At 51.3% G+C, this 26,850-nt stretch carries 26 protein-coding genes; 18 read left to right on the plus strand and 8 right to left on the minus strand.

Annotation, left to right across the window (positions count from 1 at the left end; all coding sequences use genetic code 11):
• Window positions 1-2: 2 nt before the first annotated feature.
• A complete protein-coding gene (locus QMG27_RS05185; RefSeq protein WP_348773630.1) occupies window positions 3-329 on the minus strand; it encodes a metalloregulator ArsR/SmtB family transcription factor in 327 nt (108 codons plus the stop codon).
• 123 nt (window positions 330-452) lie between these two features.
• Here QMG27_RS05185 and pstS point away from each other — a divergent pair, with 123 nt between their 5' ends.
• The 7 genes from pstS to phoR all read left to right on the plus strand — a co-directional run bounded on the left by pstS (window position 453) and on the right by phoR (window position 7,019).
• The gene (gene pstS, locus QMG27_RS05190) at window positions 453-1,484 is read left to right on the plus strand and encodes a phosphate ABC transporter substrate-binding protein PstS (protein WP_281813943.1); all 1,032 of its coding nucleotides are present in this window, start codon (window positions 453-455) and stop codon (window positions 1,482-1,484) included.
• 98 nt (window positions 1,485-1,582) lie between these two features.
• On the plus strand, window positions 1,583-2,575 hold the full coding sequence (pstC, locus tag QMG27_RS05195; RefSeq protein ID WP_281813945.1) for a phosphate ABC transporter permease subunit PstC: 993 nt from the start codon (window positions 1,583-1,585) through the stop codon (window positions 2,573-2,575).
• A 9-nt stretch (window positions 2,576-2,584) separates the two neighbouring features.
• On the plus strand, window positions 2,585-3,439 hold the full coding sequence (gene pstA / locus QMG27_RS05200) for a phosphate ABC transporter permease PstA (RefSeq protein ID WP_281813948.1): 855 nt from the start codon (window positions 2,585-2,587) through the stop codon (window positions 3,437-3,439).
• Between the two features lie 18 nt (window positions 3,440-3,457).
• Window positions 3,458-4,234 (plus strand): phosphate ABC transporter ATP-binding protein PstB, encoded by a 777-nt coding sequence (gene pstB, locus QMG27_RS05205; RefSeq protein WP_281813950.1) that lies wholly within the window; start codon window positions 3,458-3,460, stop codon window positions 4,232-4,234.
• Window positions 4,235-4,246: 12 nt separating this feature from the next.
• Window positions 4,247-4,948 (plus strand): phosphate signaling complex protein PhoU, encoded by a 702-nt coding sequence (gene phoU / locus QMG27_RS05210; protein ID WP_281813952.1) that lies wholly within the window; start codon window positions 4,247-4,249, stop codon window positions 4,946-4,948.
• A 17-nt stretch (window positions 4,949-4,965) separates the two neighbouring features.
• Window positions 4,966-5,652: a phosphate regulon transcriptional regulator PhoB gene (gene phoB, locus QMG27_RS05215; RefSeq protein ID WP_281813954.1), complete on the plus strand. Its 687-nt coding sequence runs from the start codon at window positions 4,966-4,968 to the stop codon at window positions 5,650-5,652.
• Between the two features lie 218 nt (window positions 5,653-5,870).
• On the plus strand, window positions 5,871-7,019 hold the full coding sequence (phoR, locus tag QMG27_RS05220; RefSeq protein ID WP_281813956.1) for a phosphate regulon sensor histidine kinase PhoR: 1,149 nt from the start codon (window positions 5,871-5,873) through the stop codon (window positions 7,017-7,019).
• Between the two features lie 226 nt (window positions 7,020-7,245).
• On the opposite strand, the gene QMG27_RS05225 is transcribed toward phoR, so the two are convergent.
• Genes QMG27_RS05225 through ppk2 form a run of 4 tightly spaced genes read right to left on the minus strand, consistent with a single transcriptional unit; the run spans window position 7,246 to window position 10,622 of the window.
• On the minus strand, window positions 7,246-8,538 hold the full coding sequence (locus QMG27_RS05225) for a CorA family divalent cation transporter (protein WP_281813958.1): 1,293 nt from the start codon (window positions 8,536-8,538) through the stop codon (window positions 7,246-7,248).
• Window positions 8,539-8,562: 24 nt separating this feature from the next.
• Window positions 8,563-9,255: a hypothetical protein gene (locus QMG27_RS05230; RefSeq protein ID WP_281813960.1), complete on the minus strand. Its 693-nt coding sequence runs from the start codon at window positions 9,253-9,255 to the stop codon at window positions 8,563-8,565.
• A gap of 30 nt (window positions 9,256-9,285) precedes the next feature.
• On the minus strand, window positions 9,286-9,681 hold the full coding sequence (locus QMG27_RS05235) for a diacylglycerol kinase (RefSeq protein ID WP_281813962.1): 396 nt from the start codon (window positions 9,679-9,681) through the stop codon (window positions 9,286-9,288).
• Window positions 9,682-9,740: 59 nt separating this feature from the next.
• Window positions 9,741-10,622: a polyphosphate kinase 2 gene (ppk2, locus tag QMG27_RS05240; RefSeq protein WP_281813964.1), complete on the minus strand. Its 882-nt coding sequence runs from the start codon at window positions 10,620-10,622 to the stop codon at window positions 9,741-9,743.
• 154 nt (window positions 10,623-10,776) lie between these two features.
• Here ppk2 and QMG27_RS05245 point away from each other — a divergent pair, with 154 nt between their 5' ends.
• From QMG27_RS05245 to QMG27_RS05255, 3 genes are read left to right on the plus strand one after another with little or no spacing between them, the layout of a single operon-like run.
• On the plus strand, window positions 10,777-11,628 hold the full coding sequence (locus QMG27_RS05245; protein ID WP_281813966.1) for a TRAP transporter TatT component family protein: 852 nt from the start codon (window positions 10,777-10,779) through the stop codon (window positions 11,626-11,628).
• A gap of 8 nt (window positions 11,629-11,636) precedes the next feature.
• Window positions 11,637-12,662, plus strand: a complete 1,026-nt coding sequence (dctP, locus tag QMG27_RS05250) for a TRAP transporter substrate-binding protein DctP (protein WP_281813968.1) — start codon at window positions 11,637-11,639, stop codon at window positions 12,660-12,662.
• Window positions 12,662-14,464 (plus strand): TRAP transporter large permease subunit, encoded by a 1,803-nt coding sequence (locus tag QMG27_RS05255; RefSeq protein WP_281813970.1) that lies wholly within the window; start codon window positions 12,662-12,664, stop codon window positions 14,462-14,464. Before dctP ends, QMG27_RS05255 begins: the two co-directional genes overlap by 1 nt.
• Here the strand turns inward: QMG27_RS05255 and QMG27_RS05260 are convergent.
• Window positions 14,454-15,122 (minus strand): lysophospholipid acyltransferase family protein, encoded by a 669-nt coding sequence (locus QMG27_RS05260; RefSeq protein ID WP_281813973.1) that lies wholly within the window; start codon window positions 15,120-15,122, stop codon window positions 14,454-14,456. The two genes, QMG27_RS05255 and QMG27_RS05260, sit on opposite strands and share 11 nt — an antisense overlap.
• A gap of 216 nt (window positions 15,123-15,338) precedes the next feature.
• Here QMG27_RS05260 and QMG27_RS05265 point away from each other — a divergent pair, with 216 nt between their 5' ends.
• The 4 genes from QMG27_RS05265 (at window position 15,339) to lplT (ending at window position 19,632) form a co-directional block, all read left to right on the plus strand.
• Window positions 15,339-16,187, plus strand: a complete 849-nt coding sequence (locus tag QMG27_RS05265) for a GNAT family N-acyltransferase (protein WP_281813975.1) — start codon at window positions 15,339-15,341, stop codon at window positions 16,185-16,187.
• Window positions 16,187-16,957, plus strand: coding sequence for a UDP-2,3-diacylglucosamine diphosphatase (locus tag QMG27_RS05270; RefSeq protein WP_281813977.1), 771 nt, complete (start codon window positions 16,187-16,189; stop codon window positions 16,955-16,957). Before QMG27_RS05265 ends, QMG27_RS05270 begins: the two co-directional genes overlap by 1 nt.
• Entirely contained in the window at window positions 16,954-18,015 is a 1,062-nt protein-coding gene (locus tag QMG27_RS05275; RefSeq protein WP_281813980.1) for a glycosyltransferase family 1 protein, read from the plus strand. Before QMG27_RS05270 ends, QMG27_RS05275 begins: the two co-directional genes overlap by 4 nt.
• A 411-nt stretch (window positions 18,016-18,426) precedes the next feature.
• Window positions 18,427-19,632: a lysophospholipid transporter LplT gene (gene lplT, locus QMG27_RS05280; protein WP_281813983.1), complete on the plus strand. Its 1,206-nt coding sequence runs from the start codon at window positions 18,427-18,429 to the stop codon at window positions 19,630-19,632.
• Here the strand turns inward: lplT and QMG27_RS05285 are convergent, their stop codons facing one another.
• Window positions 19,633-20,751 carry a glycosyltransferase family 1 protein gene (locus tag QMG27_RS05285; RefSeq protein WP_281813986.1) on the minus strand — a complete coding sequence of 373 codons (1,119 nt, stop codon included), beginning with the start codon at window positions 20,749-20,751 and terminating at the stop codon, window positions 19,633-19,635.
• 227 nt (window positions 20,752-20,978) lie between these two features.
• Between QMG27_RS05285 and QMG27_RS05290 the strand changes: the two genes are divergently transcribed.
• The gene (locus QMG27_RS05290; RefSeq protein WP_281813988.1) at window positions 20,979-21,587 is read left to right on the plus strand and encodes a hypothetical protein; all 609 of its coding nucleotides are present in this window, start codon (window positions 20,979-20,981) and stop codon (window positions 21,585-21,587) included.
• A gap of 54 nt (window positions 21,588-21,641) precedes the next feature.
• Here QMG27_RS05290 and QMG27_RS05295 read toward each other — a convergent pair whose 3' ends face one another.
• The gene (locus QMG27_RS05295) at window positions 21,642-23,273 is read right to left on the minus strand and encodes an aminotransferase class III-fold pyridoxal phosphate-dependent enzyme (RefSeq protein ID WP_281813991.1); all 1,632 of its coding nucleotides are present in this window, start codon (window positions 23,271-23,273) and stop codon (window positions 21,642-21,644) included.
• 56 nt (window positions 23,274-23,329) lie between these two features.
• Between QMG27_RS05295 and asd the strand changes: the two genes are divergently transcribed.
• From asd to ppk1, 3 genes are all read left to right on the plus strand, one after another.
• Entirely contained in the window at window positions 23,330-24,205 is an 876-nt protein-coding gene (gene asd / locus QMG27_RS05300; protein WP_281813993.1) for an archaetidylserine decarboxylase, read from the plus strand.
• A gap of 79 nt (window positions 24,206-24,284) precedes the next feature.
• Complete coding sequence (locus QMG27_RS05305) at window positions 24,285-24,644, plus strand: MAPEG family protein (RefSeq protein WP_281813996.1); 360 nt, start codon at window positions 24,285-24,287, stop codon at window positions 24,642-24,644.
• A 73-nt stretch (window positions 24,645-24,717) separates the two neighbouring features.
• Window positions 24,718-26,847: a polyphosphate kinase 1 gene (gene ppk1 / locus QMG27_RS05310; protein ID WP_281813998.1), complete on the plus strand. Its 2,130-nt coding sequence runs from the start codon at window positions 24,718-24,720 to the stop codon at window positions 26,845-26,847.
• The last annotated feature ends 3 nt before the right edge of the window (window positions 26,848-26,850 follow it).

A 26,850-nucleotide genomic window follows, 5' to 3' on the forward strand; every position in this document is an offset into this window, starting at 1 on the left:
GATCAGCAGCAAACTTTGGCGGTTTCAGGCACCACAGCACACGATTGGCCTTGGCAGCAATCTTGGGTGAGGTAGGTGAGCAGGTCGTTCATGCGTGCAAACTCGGCGCGGTAAATCAGGTTGCGGCCGCTAGCTTCGACACTCACCAAGCCTGCATGGCTCAGGGCTTTGAGGTGAAACGACAAAGCGCTGGGGGCCAAGTCAAGCATGGCGGCCAAGGCGCTGGGGGTGAGTCCCTCTGTGCCGGCTACCACCAGAGCCCGAAAAGCCCGCAAACGCTGGCCTTGCGCCAAGGCTGCCAGAGCTTCAACCACTTGCGTTTCTGGAATCTTGTGTTTTTTCATATTTCAATAATACTTGAAATATTGAAGTGTTTAAGCGTCATATTTGTCACAGTTTCGTCACAATGGCTAGCTAAAGTCACAGTTGTTCTAACCAATTGAAGGAATCTCATGAACACGAAGCGCACATTTATCAAGTCTGTGGCTGCCGCGGCTTTTGCCACGTTGGCCATGGGCTCAGCCTTCGCAGCCGACATCACTGGCGCAGGCGCGACTTTCCCTTTTCCTATTTATGCCAAGTGGGCTGAAGGCTACAAAGCCGCCACTGGCAACGGCTTGAACTACCAATCCATTGGTTCTTCAGGCGGTATCCGTCAAATCAAAGCCAAAACTGTGACGTTTGGCGCATCTGACGCCCCCATGTCTGGTGAAGACCTCGAAAAAGAAGGCTTGGTGCAATTTCCAGCCATCATCGGTGGCACTGTGCCTGTGGTGAACCTCGAAGGCTTCAAGCCAGGCGAATTGCGCGTGACGGGCCCCGTGTTGGCTGACATGTTCTTGGGCAAGATTGCCAACTGGAACGACCCCAAAATCGCCGCGTTGAATCCAGGCAAGAAGTTGCCTGACCAAGCCATCACCGTGGTGCACCGCGCTGACGGTTCAGGCACCACCTTCAACTTCACCGACTACTTGACAAGTATCAGCAAAGACTGGGCAGATAGCGTGGGTAAAGGTGCTGCTGTGAAGTGGCCAGCCTCTACCTCTGTGGGTGGCAAGGGCAACGAAGGCGTGGCCGCTAACGTCAACCGCGTTAAAGGTTCTGTGGGCTATGTGGAATACGCCTACGTGAAGAAAAACAACATGACCTTCATGCAGTTGCAAAACGCCGATGGCAAATATGTGGCTCCTGATGATTTGACATTTGCCTCAGCTGCTGCAGGCGCAGACTGGCTCAAAGTGCCAGGCATGGGCGTATCGATGGTCAACGCCAAGGGTGCCAACAGCTGGCCCATCAGCACGGCATCTTTCATCTTGATGCACAAGCAACCCACTGACAAAGCGGCAGCCGCTGAAGCCTTGAAGTTTTTCGACTGGGCTTTCATGAACGGTAAGAAGATGGCGCAAGACCTCGACTACGTGGCGCTGCCCGACAGCTTGACAACTCAGATTCGCGCGAAGGTGTGGACGCAAATTCAAAAGTGATTTGAATTGAAAGCAAGATCTCCGTCGGTTGCCAAATCAGCACCGACGGATTTCAGTTTTAAGAGATACAGCATGTTTCAATGGGTCAAAGGTTTGACATGAGCACACAGAATCTAACGCAGCAAGACAGCAATCAAATCGTCAGTGACGAGATGATTGCCATTGCCAAGAAGCAACGCGTGCAAGACTTTTTCTTTCACCGCGTCACGCAAGCGTTTTCATTGCTGGTGCTGGTGGCTTTGTTGGGCATCATCATCTCTTTGTTCATCAACGCGTGGCCCACGTTTGAGCGTTTCGGATTTCACTTCTTGTGGCATGTCGAGTGGGACATCATCAACGAAGACTTTGGTGCAGCCATTGCCATCGTGGGCACGGTGGCCAGTGCCAGCATTGCGTTGTTGATTGCCGTACCTTTGGCCTTTGGTGTGGCCGTGTTCTTGACCGAGACTTGCCCCGTGTGGCTGCGCCGCCCGCTGGGAACCGCCATTGAATTGCTGGCCGCTGTGCCGTCCATCATCTACGGCATGTTTGGTTTGTTTGTGTTTGCCCCATTGTTTGCCGACCATTTGCAAGTGCCTTTGCAAAATGTGTTGGGCGGTATGCCTGTGGTGGGCTTCTTGTTTGGTGGCGCGACCAACGGCATGGGCATCTTGGCGGCTGGCATTGTGTTGGCTTTTATGGTGCTGCCGTTTGTAGCCGCTGTGATGCGCGATGTGTTTGAAATCACGCCGCCCATCCTGCGCGAGTCGGCTTATGGTTTGGGTTGCACCACTTGGGAAGTGGTGCGCAAGGTGGTGTTGCCGTACACACAAAAAGGCGTGATCGGCGGCATCATGCTGGGGCTAGGTCGTGCCTTGGGTGAAACCATGGCGGTGACATTTGTGATTGGTAACGCCAACCGCATGCCCACCTCCTTGTTCTCGCCCGGTACGTCGATCGCATCGGTGTTGGCCAACGAATTTGGCGAGGCCGAGGCCTTGCATTTCTCCACCTTGTTTGCGTTGGGCTTTTTGCTGTTTGTCATCACCTTTGTGGTGTTGGCCATGGCCAAGGTCATGATTCTTCGTGCTGAAAAAGCCAAAGGCAACTAAGAGGTTTTTATGGACATGAACAAACAGCTTTACATGAAGCGCCGCATCACCAGCTTGCTGGGCTTGGCGTTTTCAATGGCCGCTATGGCCGTCGGCCTAGCCGTGTTGCTTTGGATTTTGTATGTGTTGTTCTCCAACGGCCTGTCAGCCTTGGATGCCAACTTGCTCACCAGCGACACCCCTGCACCCGGCACAGAAGGGGGTGGCTTGCGCAATGCGATTGTGGGCAGCTTGATGATTGTGGGCTTGACCGTGTTGGTCTCGACGCCCGTAGGTATCTTGGCTGGCATCTACCTCACCGAGTACGGTGACGAAAGCAAAACCGCTGAGCTGACCCGCTTTGTGACCGACATCATGTTGTCTGCACCTTCTATCGTGCTCGGCTTGTTTGTATACGCCATCGCAGTGGCCACGGTCGGTAACTTCTCTGGCTACGCCGGTAGCTTGGCCCTGTCGCTCATTGCCGTGCCCGTGGTCATGCGCACCACCGAAAACATGCTGCGCTTGGTGCCTGGCAGTTTGCGCGAAGCTGCATTTGCTTTAGGCGCACCCCGCTGGAAAGTATCGACCTTCATCACCTTGCGCGCAGCCAAGAGCGGCGTGATGACCGGCTTGTTGTTGGCGGTGGCTCGCATCAGTGGCGAAACAGCACCTTTGCTGTTCACTGCACTGAACAACCAATTCTTCAGCACCAATATGGGCGCACCGATGGCCAACTTGCCTGTGGTGATTTTCCAGTTCGCCATGAGCCCTTATGACAACTGGGTGCGCTTGGCTTGGGCCGGTGCCTTGTTAATCACGTTGACCGTGTTGGTACTCAACATCTTGGCGCGTGTGTTCTTCCGCGAAAAAGTCAGCTCCTAATTTCAATCGGATTTCAAAATGCCTGAAAACAAACCAGCACCCAAAAACGCCATCGAAGTTCGTGACTTGAACTTCTTTTATGGCAAGTTCCAAGGCTTGCGTAATGTCACGATGGACATTGCTGAGCGCAAAGTGACTGCTTTCATTGGCCCATCAGGTTGCGGCAAATCCACTTTGTTGCGCACCTTGAACCGCATGTACAGCTTGTACCCAGGCCAGCGTGCCGAAGGCGAAATTAACTTTTACGGCCAAAACATTCTCGACCCCAAGCAAGATTTGAACTTGCTGCGTGCCCGTATTGGCATGGTGTTTCAAAAACCAACGCCGTTCCCCATGACGATTTACGACAACATCGCCTTTGGCGTGCGTTTGTACGAAAACCTCAGCAAGACCGAAATGGATGAACGCGTCGAGTGGGCCTTGACCAAAGCGGCCTTGTGGACCGAGGTGAAAGACAAGCTCGGTCAAAACGGTTTGTCGCTCTCAGGTGGTCAGCAACAGCGTTTGTGCATAGCACGCAGCGTGGCCGTGAAGCCTTCGGTCTTGCTGTTGGACGAGCCCACCTCGGCGCTCGACCCCATTTCGACTGGCAAAGTGGAAGAGTTGGTGCATGAGTTGAAAGCCGAATACACCATCGCCATCGTGACCCACAACATGCAGCAAGCCGCACGTTGCAGCGACTACACCGCTTACATGTATTTGGGCGAATTGGTGGAGTTTGGCGAGACAGAGCAAATTTTCTTCAAGCCCAACAAGACCGCCACAGAAGACTACATCACTGGCCGCTTCGGCTAATAGGAGAACACCATGCCAGAAAAACACCTGTCCTCACAGTTTGATTCCGACCTCAACAACATCTCCTCGCACGTGATGGAGTTGGGGGGGTTGGTGGAGTCCCAAATTCGCCAAGCCATTTTGGCCTTGTCTCAGTTCAGCCCAGAGGCTGCTGAAGATGTGTTGGTGACAGAAAACAAAGTCAACCACCTTGAGGTTGAAATTGATCGTGAAATTGCCTCTGTTATTGGCCGTCGCCAACCGACAGCACGTGATTTGCGTTTGCTCATGGCCATGTCCAAGACCACTGCTAACCTAGAGCGCGTGGGTGACGAAGCGGCCAAGATTGCACGCATGGTCAAGTCCATCATTGAAGGTTCAGCGCCCCGTTCACTGCCTTCGACCGATTTGCGCGTGTCTGCCGATTTGGCCTCTGGCTTGTTGCGCAAAGCGTTGGATGCGTTTGCACGTTTGGATGTGCCGATGGCAGTCAGCATCTTGCGTGAAGACAACGAGATTGACAAAGAGTTCGATGGTTTCGTTCGCAAGCTCATCACTTACATGATGGAAGACCCACGCACCATCTCGGCCAGTTTGGATTTGCTGTTCATCGCCAAAGCAATTGAGCGCATTGGTGATCACTCCAAAAACATTGCTGAGTTCATCATTTACATCGTCAAGGGTGAAGACGTGCGTCACACGCCACTGGCCGATGTTGAATCGTCCATGAGTTGATTGAAAGTCGCCTCAAGATGAAAACCGCACGCGTATTGGTAGTCGAGGATGAATCCGCGATTGCCGAACTCATTGCCATCAATTTGCGCCACAACGGCATGCTGCCGATGTTGGCTGCTGACGGCGTGGCCGCGCAAAAGCACATCGACGAGGTGTTGCCCGATGTGATTTTGTTGGACTGGATGTTGCCAGGTCAAAGCGGCATTGAGTTGGCGCGTCGTTGGCGTGCTGACCCGCGCACCAAAACCACGCCCATCTTGATGCTCACTGCGCGTGGCGACGAGCCCGACAAAATTGCAGGCTTAGATGCCGGTGCAGACGACTACATCACCAAGCCTTTCTCGACCCAAGAGCTACTAGCGCGTATCCGTGCTGTGCTGCGTCGCCGCGCGCCAGAGCAAGCCAGCGACGTGGTGCGCATTGGCGGCTTGCAACTGGATGGCTCGACACACCGTGTGAGCTTCAATGATCAACCCATCAAACTGGGTCCTACAGAATTCAAATTGCTCAATTATTTGATGCACCACGCCGAGCGTGTGCACAGCAGAAGCCAATTGCTTGACCGTGTGTGGGGGGATCATGTGTTCATTGAAGAACGCACGGTCGATGTGCATGTCAAACGCTTGCGTGAAGCATTGGGTGAGGCAGGAAGCATGGTAGAGACAGTTCGTGGCGTAGGATACAGAATCACCCATCAAATTTAAACCGATCTAAGGTTTCTGTGATTAGTCGCTTTCTATCGTTTCTATCCTTTTTAGCCTTTGGAGCCGCCATCGGTTATTCGTGGGCGGTTGTCAGTGATAAACAACCCCAATCTTTTTATCTGCTGTCCGCAGCTTTGGCAGCTGGGGTGCTGTGGATGCTGATGGATGCATGGCGAGGTTACCGCGTTCGATCGTGGTTACGTCATGGGGACTTGGCAATGGTTCCGTCAATATCAGGTTGGTGGGGTGTCGTTTTAGATCGATCTCGCAAACTCTTACGTGATCGTGAGCGCAGCATCGCCACAGGTGATCAGCGCTTGAAAGATTTCTTGTCCGCTATTCAAGCATCGCCTAATGGTGTGTTGATGCTAGATGCCAATGCACAAATTGAATGGTGCAATCAGACAGCAGCCACGCATTTAGGTATTCACCCCGAGCGAGACGTGATGCAACGCGTTGGCAATTTGCTGCGTGATCCAGCGTTTACCGCCTACATGACGGTTGAGAACCCAGTTGACCCAGTTGTTATTCCTGGGCATCGGCATCGGTTGGAACGACCTGTTCGTATCTCTGTACAGCGCCATCGCTATGGGGAAGGCAAACAACTCTTATTGACCCGTGATGTGACGATGTTGGAACAAGCTGAGGCTATGCGTCGTGACTTTGTAGCCAATGTGTCACATGAAATTCGTACTCCCCTCACGGTCATGTCCGGTTTTGTTGAAACGCTACTCACACTTCAACTCACGGGTGAGGAGCAGCATCGCTATTTAGGCTTGATGTCGATCCAAGCAGCTCGCATGCAAGGCTTGGTTGAAGATTTGTTGACCCTGTCACGCTTAGAGGGCAGTCCTGTCCCAAGTTTTTTGAATGCGTTGCCTTTGAAGCGTTTGATGGAGACTTGCGAGCTAGAGGCTCGTGGCTTATCTGACACTCTTTTGCAAGGTGCAGCGCCTCAGATCATTTTGTTTGAGAGTAATCCAGCTCTTGACGATGCAGTGCTGATGGGGGAGGCGCGCGAGTTGCAAAGTGCGCTCTCTAATTTGGTGAGCAATGCAGTGCGTTATACCCCCGCTGGTGGTCAAATTCATGTGTCGATCGATCACGGTATCGATGGCAGTTTACTGATGATGGTTCGCGATACTGGTGTAGGTATCGCTGCTGAACACTTGCCACGCCTGACAGAGCGTTTTTACCGTGTAGATCGAAGTCGCTCGCGCGAGTCGGGTGGGACGGGGCTAGGGTTGGCCATCGTCAAACATGTCATGCAACGCCATGGCGGCAGCTTATCAATTACCAGCGATGTGGGACACGGTTCTTGCTTTAAATTGATATTTCCAGCAAACCGTTGGCGTTTTCACCCCTGAGCAGGCACCGATCGACAGTCACTACAGTAAAACTGATTGGTATTGAGAAGGCGGCGGAATGAACCAGTTGATCTGGGTTTGTGTGTGCCGCATTTGATGCAACTCATCATCTCGCCAGTTCTTCCTTTCCCTTCAAATGGGGAACCATTTTTTTTACGGCTATATCTCAATCCGTTGCTCTTGATTTCTGAGATGTCGTGTTTGTGATAAGTCATAAAAATTGAGATTACTTTTTTAAACGGCGTTTTTCAAAGTGCTTAAGCAATACATAGGTGATCAGTCCGATAAAACCTGAGCCCACGAAAAAACTACCATACGCCAATGGCCATGCAATGCCCTCTGTCATCATGGAAAACTCAGACATGCCACCCACACCTGCCAAGATATTGATTGGCATAAACACAACACTGAAGACAGTGAGTTGGTTCACGCGTTTGTTTTGGTTGATATTGATGAAGCCAATGGTGGCATCCATTAAAAAGTTGATCTTGTCAAAAAGAAATGCGGTGTGACTGTTGAGCGAATCGATGTTGCGCAGGATTTGCTTGGCGTCTGAAATTTGATCCGCGGTGAGCAGTCTGCCTCGCATCAAAAAACTCAATGCGCGTTGTGTGTCAAGGATATTGCTGCGAATACGTCCGTTTTGATCTTCTTCCTCGGCAATATCCGCCAAAATACCAGCGGCTTCTTGGTCTGTGATGGCTTCGCTCAACACGTGTCGCCCCACAACGCCCAATTTGGCATAAATGTTTTCCAGTGAATCCGCTGATACCTCGACATCTGCCCCGTAGAGATCTAGCAAAAGATCAATGCAATCCGTCACATAGCCCGGCTGTGTGAGAGCTCTGCGACGTTGCAGACGGAACACAGACAGCTCCTCATTGCGCAGCGAAAACAAAATACCGCCGTGCAGAATGAAAGCGACAGGCACGCTTTTAGATTTTTCCTCACGATCAAACAAAAAATTGGAATGTAAGTGGATGTCGTCGTTTTCTTCTACATGAAATCGCGCGCTCACTTCAAGATCTGTGGCCTCAATGGGGTCTGGCAGTTCCACCCCAAAGTGCGACCCCACAAAAATACGCTCAGCCTTGGTGGAGTTGATCAAATCAACCCAAATAGGTTTTGCACCTTCTAAGTCTTGACGGCCTGAAATAGGGAGATTTTTGAGTCGGCCATCGATCAACTCGTACACATTAATTTTACTTTCTTCAAAGCCTGGCTGTCGATCACCAGCTAGCGCAGTGCGCCGTTCGTCCGAGATTTCCCATAGCACATCGTTTTCACGCTGAATTGGTATTTTTTTCCACAATCTGACTGCGTCATTCAGTGGGAGTGCGTCTAGGTAGCCGCCTAGTTCGGTGGAACTTTGCTTCGCAATGAAATTTTGTAACTCCGCATCGTGTTGCTTTTGAAGCAAAGATTCCACCACATCGTGTTTGTGCATTTGCTGGCTGTGCACCATGCCATCCACCAGTTTTTGTTTATTTAACATATCGATTAAATTTTTAAGTGACATGACTTAGCAATGGCTGGCTGCTCGTTAGAACATCTTGTCGGGTGTCATCCGCAGGCCGAACGAAATCCAACGCGTATCAATCGAACCATTGAATTGACGACCAATGGTCGTGTCGATCTGAAATAGGTTTGGCACGATGGCGTAGCGTGCGCCGATTTGCCAGTAGGGGGTGTTTTGGTGATCCCCAAACGATTCAGCAATGAGCAAGATCCGTGGTGTCGCTTGTATTTCCGAACCTATGCCCCACGTTGCACGATGTTCTCCCGTGGCTTTGTCTTTGAGCCATCCCACGTTAGTGTGAAAAATCACTTGATCGTTGTTTGTCGAAAACGACATGGGGATGTAAGCATAGGTGTTGCCAAACAAGTTTGGACCAGGCGAAATGTCTGGGTGGTTGACTTTGCCGAACGCCAGACCCCAACCCCATCCATTGGTGCTGAGTTCGCGAAAAAGAGTTTTGCCCTGAAGAATGAAGTCGTGGGTGCTGGCTTGACCTGCTGTCGTGGCCTTGCCAGCACCTGCCGTAATTTCGAAGTTGCCAGCAAAGTTGCAAGCAGGTAATACCCAAAACTCATGGCTGGTCTTGTACTTGCGAGACCAACTTTCCAGTTGACAACTTTCGGCGTTGGTCAATCGGGCATCGTCAGTGACGAAAGGGCGTGCAGCGTAACTGCACGTCGATGCCGTTAAAACCAAAGCCAATATCAAGCGGTGCATGCTTGCTTATGCGCTCACGCTGTATAGGCGTCAGACAGCCTGAGAGAACTTCAAAATCAAGGCAGAGAGCCAAACTGCCAAGCAAAGCACAATGCTCAATAGAACAGCAGCACTGCCCAAGTCTTTGCATCGTTTGGATAGGTCATGCCACTGCGGGCCTACACGGTCAATTGCAGACTCTAGGCCTGTGTTTAAGAGTTCGACTGTCAAAACAAAAATAACCGATCCTGAAAGAAGTGAAATTTCAACCCAGTTGTTGCCCACATAAAACGACAAGGGAATCAAAACAAAAGCAAGGTATGCCTCTTGCCGGAATGCCGGTTCATCCATCGCCGCTTTTAACCCTTGCAACGAGTAGCCAAGCGCATGAATAACACGGTTCAATCCGCGCCGCTGCTTTTGGAGGTTTTCATGAATCTGACTCATTGCGTGCTAATTTACAAATTGACTGTGACAATGGTGTGACGCAAACGTTGATCGGTGTGTCAGTAAATCTCTGGTACCACCATGCTGTCTGGCACGGGGTGACGGATGTAATCTGGATTGCGTACACGTTTAGGCAGTTCAATTTCTGGATGAGCAATTTCGTGGTAATCGAAGTGCGAAAGCAAATGCTGAATGCAATTGAGTCGGGCGCTCTTTTTATTCACCGCTTGCACCACCCACCATGGTGACTCTGGCGTGTGCGTGCGCTCGATCATGGTTTCTTTGGCAACGGTGTAGTCTTCCCAGCGACGTCGGCTTTCTAAGTCCATGGGACTGAGTTTCCATTGCTTGAGTGGGTCGTGAATGCGACCTAAAAAGCGCGCGTGCTGTTCATCGTCAGTGATTGAGAACCAATACTTGATGAGTGTGATGCCACTGCGTGCGAGCATTTTTTCAAATTCAGGCACGGTGCGGAAAAATTCTTCGTACTCATCGTCGTTGCAAAAGCCCATCACGCGCTCTACGCCTGCACGGTTGTACCAGCTGCGGTCAAACAGCACAATTTCTCCCGCTGCGGGTAGATGAGCCACATAGCGTTGGAAATACCACTGGGTGCGTTCCCGGTCGTTAGGTGCGGGCAGTGCTGCCACACGACACACACGTGGGTTAAGGCGTTGAGTGATGCGCTTGATCACACCACCTTTACCTGCTGCATCGCGGCCTTCAAACAAGATGACCACTTTCTGTTTGGTTGCCACTACCCAGTCTTGGAGTTTGACGAGTTCGCCTTGCAAACGCAGCAATTCTCGAAAGTAGCTCACGCGGTCTGTGTGATGGCCTTCTTCGTCGATGGACATCTCGAGCTCCTCATCGAGCGTGTCTAAGAGGTCATCGCGCAGGCGTTGGAGTTGCTCTTCATCGAGTTGGTGTTTCTCTGCCATGGTCATTCCTTTGAATCCCATGATGGCTCTTTACTGTTTCAATTTGATGACGCCATGTCATTGAATATTCATATGACAGATTTACATTTTTCAAATTATTTCTAATCCACTTTGACGAGGTGTTCTTATTCCTTACCGTTGCCTAATTTTTTCTTTGGTATTGACGCTCTTGTTTTCAGGTTGTGCTGTTCGCCCATTCATGGTGGACCAAACGGCGAATGCACTGTCTACACAAGCCGTGTCGAGTGAAGATGATTTGCAACTGGCCAGAGAGGCGAGTGCTTTTTATCTCAAGTTTTCCGAATCGGTTTTGAAAGAAACACCAGGACATTTGAAATTGGCGGAATCGGTGTCAGCCGGATTCACACAATACGCCTACGCTTTCGTTGCGTTTGATGCTGAAAAAATAGATGCGAAAAACCCCAAGCAAGCCGCGTTGATGAGAGACCGTGCTGCACAGTTGTATGCGCGCGCGCATCGCCATGCCATGACAGCACTCGAGCGCAGTCAGCCTGGGTTTGCGGCAGCTTTGCGTCAATCCGATCCAAAGAAGCAGCCTCAGCTCACGACAGCGCAAGTGCCGTTGGTCTACTGGGCCGCAGCCTCTTTGGGGGGCAAAATTTCCATGTCTAAAGACGACCCAGATGTGGTGGCTGATTTTCCGTTGTCCATGCGTTTGGCAGAGATGGCGTGGCGCACCGACCCTTCCTATGGCAAGGGCGCTTTGGCTAGTTTGATGGGCACCCTAGAAGCAGCCAAAGTCGGCGGGTCGCGTCAAAAAGCACAAACGTATTTTGACCAAGCCATTGCGCTGGGCGAAGGGCAAGAGGCGGGGCCTTTTGTGGCCAAAGCAGAAGCCATCGCCTTGCCTGCAGAAGACCGCAAACAGTTTGAATATTTGTTGCAGCAAGCGCTGGACATCAGCAAACGCGCGCCCAGCTTGCAAAACGAAGTGATGCGAGAGCGTGCGCAATGGTTGCTCTCCGCCATTGATGAACTTTTTTGAAAGTCCTTATGTCTTTATTTTTTAAATCTATTTTGCCCATCTGTCTCGCCATGGGGTTGTTGTGTCAGCAAAGCACGGCATGGTCTGCGCCTGATAAGCAGTTGCGCCTAGGTACCCTGGCGCCTAAAAATTCGCTCTACCACCGTCAATTGATGGAAGTGGGCGAAGTTTGGCGGACGGCGCAAGGGGGCAGTGCCAAGTTTGTGGTTTACCCCGATGGCAGCCAAGGCGGTGAGACTGAATTGGCGCGTCGCATGCGCATTGGTCAGTTGCAAGGCGCGTTGCTCTCTGTCGTAGGGTTACGCGAAATCGAGCCATCGATTGCAGCCTTGCAGTCCATGCCTTTGTTGTTCAGGTCGTGGGATGAGGTGGACTATGTGCGCGAAAAAATGCGCCCTGCGATGGAGAAAAAATTTCTCGACAAAGGGTTTGTCGTATTGGCGTGGGGAGATGCAGGCTGGGTGCGTTTCTTCTCGAAAGACCCTGCGTTTAAACCTGAGGACTATCAAAAAATGAAGTTCTTTGCATGGGGAGGCGAAGCCGACCAGCAAGAAATCATGAAGAGCATGGGCTACACCCCTGTGCCATTGGAGACTAGCGACATCTTGCCTTCGGTGCAAACCGGCATGATCAACGTGGTGCCCTCGACCCCATATTTTGCGCTGGCCAGTCAGGTCTACACCATGGCCCCCAACATGCTTGAAATCAACTGGGCACCGATTGTGGGTGCTTTGGTGGTCACCAAAAAATCATGGGATGACATGACGCCCGAAGCCCAAGCGGCGGTTCGCACAGCCAGCGACAAAGCGGGGGCACAAATCCGCGCCAAAGCACGTCAAGAGGTTGAGGAAGCGGTGGAGGCCATGAAAAAGCGAGGCTTGGTGGTCAATAAGCCGAACGCAGAACAAATGCGCGCTTGGCAAGAGTTGGCTGACAAGCTGTACCCACGCATTCGTGGCACCTTGGTTCCCGCTGAAACATTTGACGAGGTGTTTCGCCACTTGAAGGCGTATCGCGCAGGGAAGGGCAAATGATGAGGCGCTGGTTGCGTGGCTTATCGCAAGCCGATGCAGGTCTAGCCGCTTTGGCGTTGGCTTTGATGGCGTTGATTCCGTTGGTGGAAATTTTGTCGCGGCCGTTGATGGGCAAGGGCATTGAAAATGCACCGGTGGTGGTTCAGCATTTGGGTTTGTTGATGGCCATGTGTGGCGCGATTGCTGCAGAGCGTTTTGGCCATCTCACCAGCTTGGGTGTGATGGTGCCCCGTCTGTACGCTGTTGGACAGTTGGGTGCTGCCGCGGTGTGTGGCGTGCTGGCCTGGGCGAGTGGTGCGTTGGTGCTGAGTGAAATGTCGGCTGAGCAAATCTTGGCCTATGGCATTCCAGTGTGGTGGTTTCAGGCCACCATGCCCGTGGGCTTTGCCATTTTGGGGATGAAGCTGGGTGCACGCTGTAGTCAGCATATCGCCATCAAGTGGTTGTGCGCGCTGAGTGCGCCGTTGTTGGGGGCTTGCTTGGCCTACAGCTTGGATGGTGACGCTTTACCGCTGTGGTCTTGGGTGGTTGGTTTGATACTGATGCTGGCGTTTGGTGCGCCGATTTTTGCGGTGCTGGGTGGCTTGGCGTTGGCTCTGTTTTGGCAAGACGGGTTGCCGCTGGCGTCTATTGCGTTGTCGCATTATCAAATCACGGTCAATCCTTCATTGCCGGCTCTGCCTTTATTCACCTTAGCTGGATTGATATTCGCTGGAACGGGTGCTGCTCAGCGCTTGGGTGTTGTCTTTGTGGCTTTGTTTGGAGGCGGTAAAACAGGCACTGTGATTGCCGCCACCGTGCTGTGTTCGTGCTTCACCGCCTTCACGGGTGGCAGCGGTGTAACGATTCTTGCTTTGGGTGGCTTGCTGTTGCCGTTGTTGCAAGGCGTGGGCTACCCAGACCGCAAAGGGATCAGCTTGGTGACCAGCGCCAGTGCGCTGGGGGTGTTGTTGGCACCTTCAGTGCCACTCATCATGTACGCCATTATTGCGCGTGTGCCCATCAACACCATGTTTTTAGCAGGCGTTGTGCCTGCGTTGGTGATGGTGGTGTGCTTGCTTATCTTCGGGGGGTATTTGCGTCATGGTGCTGTGCGTTCTGTTGAACAAGCTCAACCTGCTTTTAGCATCGCGGCTTTGCGACACGCGGCGTCGCGTGCGAAGTGGGAGTTATTAGCGCCAGTAGTCGCTATTGGCTCATTGGGTAGTGGCATGGCCACACCCACCGAGAGTGCCGCACTGACGGCTATCTATGCCGTGGTCACACAAGCTTGGGCACACCGAGATTTGGATGCCAAGAAATTGGTTGAGGCCTTGTCGCAATGTACCCAAATTATCGGCGGGGTGATGTTGATTTTGGGGATGGCTTTGGGTTTGACCAATTACTTGGTCGATGCTGGCGTGCCCGATTTGGCCACCGAATGGGTGCAGGGCGTGACGCAAAACAAATGGGTGTTTTTGTTGGCACTCAATGTGTTCTTGTTTGCTGCTGGTGCCTTGATGGAAGTCTATGCCGCCATCGTGGTGCTCGTGCCTTTGCTGCTGCCGTTGGCGACCAGCTACGGCATTGACCCCGTTCACTTTGGCATCATCTTTTTAGCCAATATGGAAATGGGTTTCTTGTGTCCGCCTGCTGGCATGAACATCTACTTTGCATCGGCTGTGTTCAAACAGCCGCTTCGTACAGTGGCCATTTCTGTGGCGCCTGCTTTGCTGGCCATCTTTGTGGGCACCTTGACCATTTCTTGGTTGCCGTTGCTGGCCACTGGGTTGCCGAATTTTATGATGTCGTTTATGCGTTGAGCAGTTCGAGCTGGCTGCTTACACTGCGGTGCGATAAATGCGCCAAGGTTCTGCGGGAATGTCCTTGCGGAGACAACATGTCACCCGCATGGACTTTGACCTGAATGCCTTGCGAGGTGATGACTTGATGCAGCGATTGCATAAACCCGATGTCGCCGATGAAAGCAGCTTTTAAGCACAACTCGCCTGTCTGTGGATTGGTATATCGAATGGCGAGAGGTTGCACTTGAATGTGATGGTCGATGGCGGCTTCAAATAAATTGGCATGAAATAGGCTGACCGAATTGCCTTCGCTGCTCGTTCCCTCAGGGAAGCCTGCCACGCAGTAACCATGATGTAGCGCGCTAGAGACTTCATCCACCATGCGTCTGGCAGAGCTGGGTGAGCCACGGTCAACAAATACAACACCGCAGCCCTTGGCAATGCTGCCGACAATCGGCCAACGCTTGACTTCAGCTTTTGCCACAAAGATGCTAGGGCGAATGGATTGAATGATCAGTGCATCGATCCATGACACATGGTTGGCCACCAACATGAGGGGAGATGTGGTCTTTTCGATTTGATTCATGGCAGATTCATGAACCACTTCGACGCCCAAAATTTTCAAAGTCTCTTGAGACCATGCTTGAATGGCTTGAAGTTTTTTATCTCGGTTCATGCGTGGAAATTTGATCCACAAAATCCAAAACGCACGGCCGAAGGCATACAGGAGTCTTAAATAGCTAGTCAACATAGATGCGATGAAGCATAGGTGCGATGTATGACAGATTGGTGAATGTTTGATGCGCTTGTGTCACGAATATTTCACGCAACCTTCGCGAGCAATTCACATGCCCTGACAAGAATCAATGCATTGATTTACCAAGGAGCATCTATGAAAGAACTGCCTAACCCCACCATGCCTTTGTCGTTCATCGATATGCCACGGGGGTCGCTTCATCGAAACGATCTTAACGATCAAAAAGTTTCTGTCGCAGCACAAAAAACAGAAACCCGCCCAAGCCTGATTGTTGAATGGGCTAAGCACCAGGACGAGGTGCGTGAAGCACAGCGTCTGCGCTATGACGTGTTTGCTACGGAGATGGGTGCCCGATTGAAAGACACCATCCCAGGCCATGACATCGATCTGTTTGATGATTTTTGTGAACATCTCATCATTCGCGACGATGTGACGGAGCAAGTCATCGGCACCTACCGTGTGTTGACACCTGCACAAGCCAAGCGCATTGGCAGCACCTATTCAGATTTGGAATTTGATCTGACACGCTTGCGCCAATACCGAGAACGCATGGTGGAACTCGGTCGCAGCTGTGTACACCCTGAGCATCGCCATGGTGGCGTGATCATGGCTTTGTGGGGCGCGTTGGCTGAATTCATGGTGCGCAACAAGCTCGATGTGATGATTGGTTGTGCCAGTATTCCCATGCTGCACCAAGGTGTGGTGAGTGGTGAAGTGGCAGCCAGCATTTGGCATCAGCTCAAACAAACCCATTTGGCGGGTGTGGAGAACCAGGTGACTCCACGCTTGGCATTGCCCGTGAATCAGTGGGAGGTAAACCCTGCATTTGAACCACCAGCCCTGATCAAAGGTTATTTGCGCTTGGGCGCCAAAGTGCTTGGCGCTCCTGCATGGGACCCAGACTTCAATACAGCTGACTTGCCCATGTTGATGAAGATCAACGACATGCCACCGCGTTACCGCAAACACTTCTTGGGTGCTTGATGCATTACAGAGCCATCTTCATCTCCGATTTGCATTTGGGCACACCCGGATGTCAGGCCGATGCGTTGTTGGACTTCTTGAAAGAGAACACCAGTGACTATTTGTACTTGGTCGGTGACATCATTGATGGCTGGCAATTACGTCGCCGTTGGTATTGGCCGCAAGCACACAACGACGTGATTCAAAAACTTTTACGTAAAGCACGTAAGGGCTGCCGCGTGGTCTACGTTCCAGGTAACCATGATGAGTTTGCACGTCACTTTTTAGACCACCACTTCGGTGGCATTGAGGTGCTGGATGAGGCTGTTCACAAAACGGCGGATGGCCGCCAGTTGTGGGTGATTCATGGCGACTATTTCGATGCCGTGGTTCAGCAAGCGAAATGGCTGGCTTATGTGGGTGACTATTTGTATGAGTTCACGCTCAAACTCAACCGCTACTTGAACAACATGCGCGGTCGTTTGGGTTTGCCGTACTGGTCGCTGTCGGCGTACTTGAAGCACAAGGTGAAAAAAGCCTTGAACTACGTGACTGACTTTGAAAATGCGGTCGCACATGAAGCCGCCAAACATGGCTATCAGGGGGTGGTGTGCGGCCATATCCATCGCGCCGAAATTCGTGATGTGAATGGAGTGTTGTATTGCAACGATGGTGACTGGGTCGAGAGCCGAAGTGCCTTGGTGGAAAACGCAGAAGGTGAGTTGTCCTTGCTTTACTGGCAAACAGAACCCATTGTTTTAGATAAACCCGAGTTAGCCAAAGCTGCATGAAAATTGCCCTTGTCACAGACGCATGGCGTCCTCAAATCAACGGTGTGGTTACCACCTTGGTTGAGTTGGTTGACCAGCTCAATGCCAAGGGGCATGTCGTAGAGGTTATTCACCCAGACTTGTTCAAAACGCGCCCTTGCCCTGGGTATGCTGGAATTGATTTGGCCGTCAAACCCTATGCACAACTGGCGCGCCAGTTGGATGCGTTCCAGCCAGAAGTGATTCATGTCGCCACTGAAGGCCCACTGGGTTGGGCCGCGCGCAAATATTGCTTGAAACACAAGCTGCCTTTCACAACAGCCTTTCACACGCGTTTTCCAGAAGTTTTGAAAGCGGCATTGCGCATCCCACTTTGGTTGGGGTACGCAATTTTTCGTTATTTCCACAAACCCTCTGCTGGGGTCTTGGTTCCCACGCAAGGCGTAATGCGTTTATTAGACGGTTGGGGTTTCAAGAACTTACGCCGTTGGACACACGGCGTAGACATGAGCTTATTTTCTTATGCCGATACAGTGGCCAATCACCCAGCTTTAGAAGACTTACCGCGACCAGTTGCTTTGTATGTGGGCCGTGTTTCTTACGAGAAAAACATTGATAGTTTTTTGGCCATGCCTTGGCATGGCAGCAAAGTGGTGTGCGGTGTAGGGCCACTTGAGAAAGAGCTGAAAGAAAAGTTCCACCATGTTCGTTGGTTAGGTGTGTTGCCTCGCGATGAGTTAGCACATGTGTATGCCAGTGCAGATGTGTTCACGTTTCCTAGTCGTAACGAGACGTTTGGCTTGGTCATGCTCGAAGCGATGGCATGTGGCACACCTGTGGCGGCTTATCCAGTCGATGGGCCGTTGGAAGTGTTGCACTGCAATACAGACGATTTGCATCAGTACAAAGGTGGCGTGCTGCATGAAGATTTGGCATACGCCAGTCTTGAGGCGCTGAAGGTTCCACGTTCACAAGCGCGTGCGCAAGCTTTGTCATTCAGCTGGGATGAGTCGACCCGATTGTTCGAAGAGCATGTGGTTCAAATCTTGCGTAGAAAACCAGGTCTTAGTCAGGGTTGATCTGTGAGTCCGCTTTATTTTTTACCCAATAGTCTCAGTGATTCTGTCTTTGAGACCTATTTGCGTGACACGCATCGCTGGATGGATTACTGCGATGTCAAAGAACAACTGCTACCAAATTTGTTCGCATCTATCGATGAGTTTGTAAAGCAACGAACCACGCGATTTACATGTGCCAATCGGTTCGAAGGGCGGTTTCCAGCGATTCATATTCAATCGCCTGTGGGGTTTGTTCCCAATTCAATTTCTATCGAATTCCCACATCGCCACGAAATTTTTGTTGTGAAGCAAGCAGAGCACGAGAGTAAGTTGCATGGATTGGAAAATTTGGAGAAACATCTACGTGTCATTCTTGTCATGGGCTTAGCGCATTGGCGAACGACGTAAAAGTTTGGGAGATGAAGCTACCGAATGCCTAAAGGGTTTTATTTTTTAATGGCTGCCCAGTTCACTTCTGGACTGGCAGATAACGCTCTGCTGATTTTGGGTATTTACTTTCTGAATGAACAAGGCTATCCGGGCTGGTGGGCGCCACTTTTAAAGTTCTCACTGACCTTGGCATATGTGCTTTTGGCGTCGGTGGTGGGCCCTGTAGCGGATGCATTTTCCAAGCGACGTGTGATGGCTGCCATGAGCGCGTTCAAAATGCTGGGGGTTCTTGCATTGTTGGCAGGCATTCAACCTCTGTGTGCATTTGCTCTCGTAGGTCTTGCTGCATCTGTGTATGCCCCCGCCAAATACGGCATTGCGACGGAGTCCGTACCTGCTCGGTTATTGGTACGTGCCAATGCGTGGATTGAGGTGTCGATGGTGGTATCTGTCATTTTTGGCATTGCCGCGGGCGGGGCGTTGACTGGGTTGTCCGAATCGAGCGTGCCGATTGATGGAATGGTGCACACGCAAACCTTCATAGCCATGATGGTGATCTTGGGGGTATATGCGATTTCAGTCATGTTATTGCTAGGTTTTCAAACGATGGGCAAGCGGGGAGAAATTGTGCCGTTGACATGGCATGCAGTACACCCATCAACCTTTTGGAAATCTAACCAGCGACTCTGGCGTGATCCTTTGGGAGGTGTTTCTTTATATGTCACCACCTTGTATTGGGGCGTTGGCGCCGTGATGCAATTTGCCGTCTTGGTTTGGGCTAAAAATTCATTGAACATGCCCCTAAAGGCTGCTGCCTATTTACAAGCTTTGGTAGCGTTGGGGGTCATTGCAGGTGCGTACCTAGCTGGGCGATCATTCAAGCTCCACTCAGCCCGACAGGCCTTGCCTTGGGGATTGTTGTTGGCGGTGCTAATGCCGGTGATGGTCACCATCACAGAACTATGGATCGCGCTACCTCTTTTGCTGGCCGTTGGTGTTTCTGGCGGTATGCTGCTAGTGCCTATGAATGCCTTGTTGCAACACAGAGGTATGCAGGTGTTGAGCTCAGGTCGATCAATTGCGGTTCAAGGTTTCAACGAAAACCTATCCGTGCTCCTGATGCTGTCAGCTTACAGCGCTTTGCTGGCATTTGATGTGCCACTGACCTACATCATGGTGTTGCTGAGTGTTTTGCTGATTGGCGGGATTGCGCCGCTGTGCCTCTTGCTGTGGCGGCAGTTTCGGTAATCAGCCGATTTCAATCGCACGTTGGAAGATGGTTTCCACTTGCCCTGCAATTTCATCCCAACCTAAGTGCGTCACACTGTGTCTTGTGAACGCACGTGCTTGGTGTAAGGTTTTTGCGTCGCTGGTGATGTCTAACGCTCGTTGGATATAGGCTTGTGGCGCATCGCTGTCGATCAGCCAGCCGTTCTCGTGGTGAGTGACGAAATCACTGGCTGCTGCACAGTCGAAGGCTAAAACTGGCGTACCACTTGCCAAGGACTCTAAGGTGACATTACCAAAGGTTTCGGTCAAGCTTGGAAACAGCAACAAGTCAGCGCTGGCGTAGAGTGTGCTTAATTGTTCGTGGGTGCACATGCCCATGAAGATAGCATCGGGGCATTTTGATTCGATCACCGCGCGCATCGGGCCATCACCTGTAAACACCATCTTCACGGGGCGTCCCGCAGCGATGAGGGCTTGGTAGGTTTGAATAGTGAGGTCTAAGTTTTTCTCCGCAGCCAATCTGCCCACCGAAAGCAGCACCAAGGTGTCAGGCAATACGCCCCAACTGTTTCTCATGGATTCGCTTCGTTTCTCTGGGTGAAAAAGTTGGGTATCTACGCCACGCGCTACGACTTTCAAGTTTTTAAAACCCATCGTTTCGAGCTGCTGCTTCATGGCTTGTGTTGGCACCATGGTGAAGGCGGTGCGATTATGAAACTTGCGCAAGTAAGCCACGATGGGCTTACTCAGCCAGCCTACGCCGTAGTGTTGGCAGTAGCTGTGAAAGTTTGTTCGAAAATCAGACGTCACAGGCAGACGAAGGATGTGCGCGGCTTGCAGGGCTGACCAGCTCAACGGCCCTTCGGTGGCGATGTGGACCAAGTCTGGGCGCTTGGTACTCCAAGCTTTCAAAAGGGCTTTCTTACTTGGCAAACCGAGCTTGAGTTGTGGGTAGCGAGGAATCGGTAAACCGCGCAACAGCAACTCCGACCAACCCGTTTGTTCATGCCCTTCATCGTGCTTGTCTTGACGCGGGCGTATCAATTGAATAGTGTGATGACGCAAGCCTAAATGGTGAATCAGCTTGGCGAGTGTGACGGCTACCCCGTTGACTTCGGGGGGCCATGTTTCGGTCACAACTGCGATTCGTAAAAAGCGCTTCGCGGGTTCGAAGTTTTCAACTGTGATGGGCGTGTTTGGCGATAGTTCCATATCCTCATGTTGGCTGCTGAATTTAACAACTTGATGACATGACCGTTATTTGACGTTTTTATTTCATATGTTGCGCAGTTGTGTTTGTCATCGTTTTTTCACATGACAAGCTCATGATGGCGATGTCTTTCCACACATGAGGAACATTAAACGTGAAAAACTTTTTAGAAGCACTGCGCATTCAACGCTGGGATGACCATCGCTATTACCACCACTGCCGCATCAATCAATCATTGCACTTGCTCAGCGCAATTTGCTTTTTGATTTCTTACGCTTTGTTATTTATCAATCCAGCGTGGGCTGCATTGTTGGCGTGGTTAGTGTCTATGGTGGCGCGACAGTCGGGCCATTTCTTTTTCGAGCCCTTGGGCTATGACCATGTCAACCAAGCCAGCAATGAGTTCAAAGAAGAAATCAAAGTAGGCTTTAATTTGCGTCGCAAAGTTGTGTTGCTCAGCATCTGGGTATTGCTGCCTTTAGTGATTTACTATTTCCCAGGTATGTTTGATGTTGTGCCGACGCACGAAACATGGGTTGAATTTTCTGATGCCGTGGGCTATGCGTGGTTAGCCTTAGGCGTGGCAGGTTTGTTGTTTCGCACCATCCACTTGTGCTTCATCAAGGATGTGCAAACTGGTTTGGTATGGATGACCAAAATCCTTACCGACCCATTCCATGATGTGTACCTCTACCACAAGGCACCTCTGCAGTTGTTGCGTGGTCAACGCTTTGACCAGAACTTTCTGAACACCAGTCACTGATCACCGCGTCATTCAAAAAAGCGTTCAGGTGTTAGACCTGAACGCTTTTTTGTTTCATCGAAACAAGGTTTCTTTCAGGATACTGCGACGGATACGCTTATTGGTGAGCTCGGCTGATTGCCACCACCAGCCGTCATTTTTCATTTGTGTTGCGGCCATAACAAACCGTTGGACCACTGTTTCAAAATCTGCATCACTGTAGTTCAAGCTGAAAATCAAACGTCCTGTGCCGACCCAGCTTAAGGCCAAGCCGTGGATGCGCAGGTAGTACTGCAGCATCCAGTGGTAGCGGCTTGGCTGTGTGTAATAAATCGTCCAGACGCTGGACATATTTGCGGCTCGCAAAGGTATGTCATGGCTCTGCATGGCGTTGTTAAAGCGTTCCACACGCGCATTCCATCGCTCGTCTAGACCTTGATACAGAGCTTTGATTTCAGGAGTTTCGATTTGGTCTAAGAACGCAGCCATGGCTCCCATGACCACTGGGTGCTCTTTGAATGTACCGCGAGCAAAACAAATATCAGCTGGGCGCTCGGGACGAAACCGGTGCATCCATTCTTTTTTTCCGCACACCACGCCCACAGGAAATCCCCCACCTAAGGTTTTGCCGTAAGTCACCATGTCAGCTTTGACACCGAAATATTCTTGTGCGCCACCGTGGGCTAAACGAAAGCCTAAGAACACCTCATCAAAAATCAGCACCACACCATTTTCGGTGCATGCTTGGCGTAATTTGTGGAGCCATGTTGTGTAGGCTTGTCGGTCGTATGCCGCTTTTCGGCTGCCGTCTACCAACGTGCTGTCTCCAGGGGCGTTGCTGTTGGGGTGCAAGGCTTGTAAGGGGTTCACTAACACACAGGCAATGTCTTTACGTTGACGAATGACATCTAAGCTTCGTTCACTCATGTCGCTGAGTGTGTAGGTTTCTCGAGGAGGCATTGGGTTGCCAGGTCCTGGCTGTACATCCTCCCACCATCCGTGGTACGCGCCACAAAAGCGCACAATGTTTTTACGTTTGGTGTGGTAACGCGCCAGTCGCACAGCCTGCATGACCGCCTCTGTGCCTGACATGTGAAATGACACTTCGTCCATGCCGGAAATTTTTTTTAGCCGTTCTGCGTTGCTTGCCACACATGGATGGTAAGCCCCCAGGGTGGGGCCTAAGGTTTGTGTTTTGGCAAGGCCCTCTGCCATGGTCTTTTTATAAAAATCAGCACCGAACACGTTGACGCCATAAGAGCCGGTCAGGTCATAAAACGATTGACCATCCAAATCGGTGACAAACACACCCGTGGCAGATTGAAAGAACGAACCAACCTTCAGGTGTTCTTGCACCAAGAGGCTGAATTGAAACGGCACACGGTATGCCGAAATGAATTGCATGTCCGAGATGGTTTCTCGCGCCGCTGCCGTAGCTTGAATGCTCAACGGGTGGCGCGCTTTGAGAACCTCTGCGAGTTTAAAAAATGCCTGGCGACGCGAATTCGCAACATCAAATGGCGCGTTGTCACATTTAAAGAACATTTGATCATCAAAATGGTAGCCGGGTAGCAAACGCGCCAAACGCTTAGCCATACGCGAGTGTCCTGCCAGCGATCGATGCTTGGCGCGTGAGAGTTGCAAACGTTGGTACGCAGTGGGCACCAATGCCGCTAGTGCGCCCAAACTCATCCAAGTGGTGTTCACAGTTGATTTCCTTGTGTAAGAGACACACCGTTGTATTCAGATTAAGTGACAAGACGATGAAGATTCGAAATAAATTTCAAACTTGGTTTTTGCAAGAAGATTTGAATTTTTTGTTGACCAACCGCATTCCTCGCATCACATTGACACGGTTGATGGGGTGGTGGAGCCAGTTGCGTCACCCATGGATCGTCAAAGGCTCCATTGCTGTGTGGAGCTGGTTCACAGATCTGGATTTGACGGAAGCCAAGCAACAAACCTTCGACAGCTTGCATGCGTGCTTCACGCGTGAACTAAAGCCCGGTTTACGTCCGATAGATGCCAGCCCCGATGTGATGACGTCTCCGTGCGATTGCATCGTGGGAGCGTGCGGTGAAATTCGAGATGGCATAGTCTTTCAAGCCAAAGGGTTTCCCTACAGCTTGAGCAGCTTGCTTAGCTCTCCAGAATTGGTGCAGAGATGGCCCCAATTGTTAGAAGGCGGTGCGTTTGTGACGATGCGTTTGACCAGCAGCATGTACCACCGATTTCATGCGCCGTGTGACGCGCATTTGAATCATGTGACCTATATTTCTGGCGATACATGGAATGTGAACCCCATAGCATTGAGCCGGGTGAGAGAGTTGTTTTGCAAGAACGAACGAGCGGTATTGCAAATGCAGACCCTGCAAGGATTGCAGTTTTTGCTGGTGCCAGTGGCGGCTGTTCTAGTGGCAAGTATGCGATTCCACGCGGTAGATGTGTTGTTGAATTTGCGCTATCGAGGTCCGAATGAAATTCACTGCGATGTTGATTACATCAAGGGACAAGAAATAGGGTGGTTTGAGCACGGATCAACCATCCTGATGTTTTTGCCTCCAGGCTTTGCGTTGGTTGAAGGCATAGAAAACGGTGTCCGTCTAAGAATGGGTGAGGCGTTGTTTCGTAAGATTTAAGAGGCGGTGAGCAGTGTCATCACCCTGTCATACCTTACAAGCCTACTGAGTTTTTTCTCGGCATGATTTGGAGGTATGAGTGCTTTTCACAACTGCAATTTTTTCTGGTCTGCTGACATTGATTCTCATTAAATGGTCGGCCCATCAGATGGAGGAACATTTTTTTGAAAATGTGCCTTTAGGTTTGATGATGATGGCGACTTTAGAACTCAATGGATTTCCGTGGTGGATGATTGCTGGCTTGAGCGTTTTCTTGATTGCAGGGATTCACTTCCATACGAAAGGCATAAACGACGGCGAGTTGGCATTTAAAAAGCGAGCGATTGGAAATAGGTTGACTTTGCTAGGGCTTGCCTTATTGGCTGTGGCAAATATTTCTTGGGTGTCATATTTGCTAATTGCATCCATACGGTTTGCGACCAGTGTGTATGTGAATTAAGTTAACCGTCATAAATGTCACACGTTTGTCATGATGAGGCGGCAAACTTAGTTGTACTTAGATAGGTGCATAGATGACGATCGGTTCCGCAAGCAAAGAGTTGCATACATACAAAGCCTCACACGTTGCGTGGTTAGACCGTGACTTGAGTTTGCTCGCGTTCAACGCACGTGTCCTCGATTGGGCCAAGCGCGATGATGTGCCGCTGTTAGAGCGTCTGCGCTACCTGTGCATCGTGTCGTCCAACTTGGATGAGTTTTTTGAAGTGCGTGCAGCGCTGCACAACAGCGTCGAGCACCCCAAAGCGCCTTTGGACGCTGCAGGTGCACATGCCCAACATTCGCTAAGCAAAGTTGCTCATGCTTTGGTCGATGAGCAATATGCGCTCTACAACGATGTGTTGATGCCGGCCTTTGCCAAAGAGGGGGTGCGCATCTTGTCGCACGGTGAGCGTACCTTGGCGCAACACCAATGGGTGAAAACATTTTTCGAACGCGAAGTGCGTCCCTTGTTGTTGCCAGTGGGCTTAGACCCTGCGCACCCTTTTCCTCAGGTGGCTAACAAGTCGCTCAACTTCATCGTGCGTTTGTCAGGCAAAGACGCGTTTGGGCGAGACAACGAAATTGCAATTGTCAAAGTGCCTCGCAGCTTGCCCCGCTTGATCGCCTTGCCTGAAAAGTTATGTGGCAAGCGACAGTTGTTTGTGTCCATCTCCAGCGTGATTCGTGCGCATTTGAAAGACCTTTTTCCGGGGCGCGACGTTGGGCAGTTCTCCCAATTTCGTGTGACGCGCCATTCCGATTTGTCGGTGGACGAAGAAGATGTGAAAAACTTGCGCACCGCGTTGCGGCAAGGTTTGGTGCATCGCAATTACGGACAAGCTGTGCGCTTGGAAGTGTCTTCAGGTTGCTCTGAATATTTGTCGGAATTCTTGTTGCAGCAGTTTGAGCTGCCGCATTCCGCGCTGTACCGTGTGCACGGCCCTGTGAATTTGGTGCGTTTGAACCAATTGATTGATTTGGTGGATAACCCCAAGTGGTTGTTCCCGCGTTACACCGCCAGCTATCCGCAGCAGATGGTGACGAATGGTTCTATCTTTGATCGCTTGCAACAGGGCGATGTGATGATTCACCAACCCTACGAGAGCTTTGATGGTGTGTTGGCGTTTTTGCGTGAAGCTGTGCGTGACCCGCATGTGTTGGCCATCAAGCAGACCATTTACCGCACCGGCGCAGATTCGGTGTTGATGGAGCTGCTACGAGAAGCGGTGCAACGGGGCAAAGAAGTGACGGTGGTGGTGGAGCTCAAAGCTCGCTTTGACGAAGAGGCCAACATCAACTGGGCTGAGAAGCTGGAATACATTGGGGCGCAGGTGGTGTACGGTGTGGTGGGGTTAAAAACGCATGCCAAGATGCTGTTGGTCACACGCCGAGAGGGGCGCAGCATTCGTCGCTACGCGCACTTGTCCACCGGTAACTACAACCCACGCACGGCCAAGCTCTACACCGATTTGAGCCACATCACCTGTGACCCGAAGCTCACGCAAGATGTGGAAAGTGTGTTCAATTTGTTGGCTAACCAAAGCAAGATTCCACGCTTGAACAAGCTGATGATTGCGCCGTTCCAACTGCAACGCAGCTTGATCGACAAAGTAGAGAAAACAGCCCACGCTGCCGCGCAAGGGGTGGCCAGCCGCATCATCTTGAAGATGAACACGCTCACCGATGAAAAGCTGATGGAGGCGTTGGTTCACGCGGGGCAAGCGGGGGTGCAAATTGACCTCATCATCCGTGGCGCTTGCATGTTGCCTGCGCAACGCCCGGGTGTGGCAAGCAACATCCGTGTGCGTTCCATCATTGGTCGCTTCTTGGAACACTCACGCGTGTTTTACTTCCGTACGGGCAACGATGAATCTTTGTATTTATCGAGTGCCGATTGGATGAACCGTAACATGCTGCGCAGAGTGGAGGTCGCGTGGCCTGTTGAAGATGCAGCCATTCGCCAGCGCGTGATTGATGAATGTTTGGTGGCCTATTTGCATGACAACGTGGATGCGTGGCAATTGAATGCGGATGGCGAGTACACCCGCGTGCAGGCTGCCAAGCCCAAGCGTGCCACCAGAAAAGCAGCGCAAACAACCGTTCCTGTGCCACTTCACGGGGCGCAAGCCGCGTTGATGGCGTTATACGCGACAAAACCATGAGAG

This window comes from Limnohabitans sp. MORI2, assembly GCF_027925025.1.
Lineage (GTDB): Bacteria > Pseudomonadota > Gammaproteobacteria > Burkholderiales > Burkholderiaceae_C > Limnohabitans.

Coding starts and splice junctions, on each gene's coding strand:
- pstS (WP_281813943.1), top strand. CDS start 453: ATGAACACGAAGCGCACATTTATCAAGTCTGTGGCTGCCGCGGCTTTT.
- pstC (WP_281813945.1), top strand. CDS start 1,583: ATGAGCACACAGAATCTAACGCAGCAAGACAGCAATCAAATCGTCAGT.
- pstA (WP_281813948.1), top strand. CDS start 2,585: ATGGACATGAACAAACAGCTTTACATGAAGCGCCGCATCACCAGCTTG.
- pstB (WP_281813950.1), top strand. CDS start 3,458: ATGCCTGAAAACAAACCAGCACCCAAAAACGCCATCGAAGTTCGTGAC.
- phoU (WP_281813952.1), top strand. CDS start 4,247: ATGCCAGAAAAACACCTGTCCTCACAGTTTGATTCCGACCTCAACAAC.
- phoB (WP_281813954.1), top strand. CDS start 4,966: ATGAAAACCGCACGCGTATTGGTAGTCGAGGATGAATCCGCGATTGCC.
- phoR (WP_281813956.1), top strand. CDS start 5,871: ATGGTTCCGTCAATATCAGGTTGGTGGGGTGTCGTTTTAGATCGATCT.
- QMG27_RS05225 (WP_281813958.1), bottom strand. CDS start 8,538: ATGTCACTTAAAAATTTAATCGATATGTTAAATAAACAAAAACTGGTG.
- QMG27_RS05230 (WP_281813960.1), bottom strand. CDS start 9,255: ATGCACCGCTTGATATTGGCTTTGGTTTTAACGGCATCGACGTGCAGT.
- QMG27_RS05235 (WP_281813962.1), bottom strand. CDS start 9,681: ATGAGTCAGATTCATGAAAACCTCCAAAAGCAGCGGCGCGGATTGAAC.
- ppk2 (WP_281813964.1), bottom strand. CDS start 10,622: ATGGCAGAGAAACACCAACTCGATGAAGAGCAACTCCAACGCCTGCGC.
- dctP (WP_281813968.1), top strand. CDS start 11,637: ATGTCTTTATTTTTTAAATCTATTTTGCCCATCTGTCTCGCCATGGGG.
- QMG27_RS05255 (WP_281813970.1), top strand. CDS start 12,662: ATGAGGCGCTGGTTGCGTGGCTTATCGCAAGCCGATGCAGGTCTAGCC.
- QMG27_RS05260 (WP_281813973.1), bottom strand. CDS start 15,122: ATGAACCGAGATAAAAAACTTCAAGCCATTCAAGCATGGTCTCAAGAG.
- QMG27_RS05265 (WP_281813975.1), top strand. CDS start 15,339: ATGAAAGAACTGCCTAACCCCACCATGCCTTTGTCGTTCATCGATATG.
- QMG27_RS05270 (WP_281813977.1), top strand. CDS start 16,187: ATGCATTACAGAGCCATCTTCATCTCCGATTTGCATTTGGGCACACCC.
- QMG27_RS05275 (WP_281813980.1), top strand. CDS start 16,954: ATGAAAATTGCCCTTGTCACAGACGCATGGCGTCCTCAAATCAACGGT.
- lplT (WP_281813983.1), top strand. CDS start 18,427: ATGCCTAAAGGGTTTTATTTTTTAATGGCTGCCCAGTTCACTTCTGGA.
- asd (WP_281813993.1), top strand. CDS start 23,330: ATGAAGATTCGAAATAAATTTCAAACTTGGTTTTTGCAAGAAGATTTG.
- ppk1 (WP_281813998.1), top strand. CDS start 24,718: ATGACGATCGGTTCCGCAAGCAAAGAGTTGCATACATACAAAGCCTCA.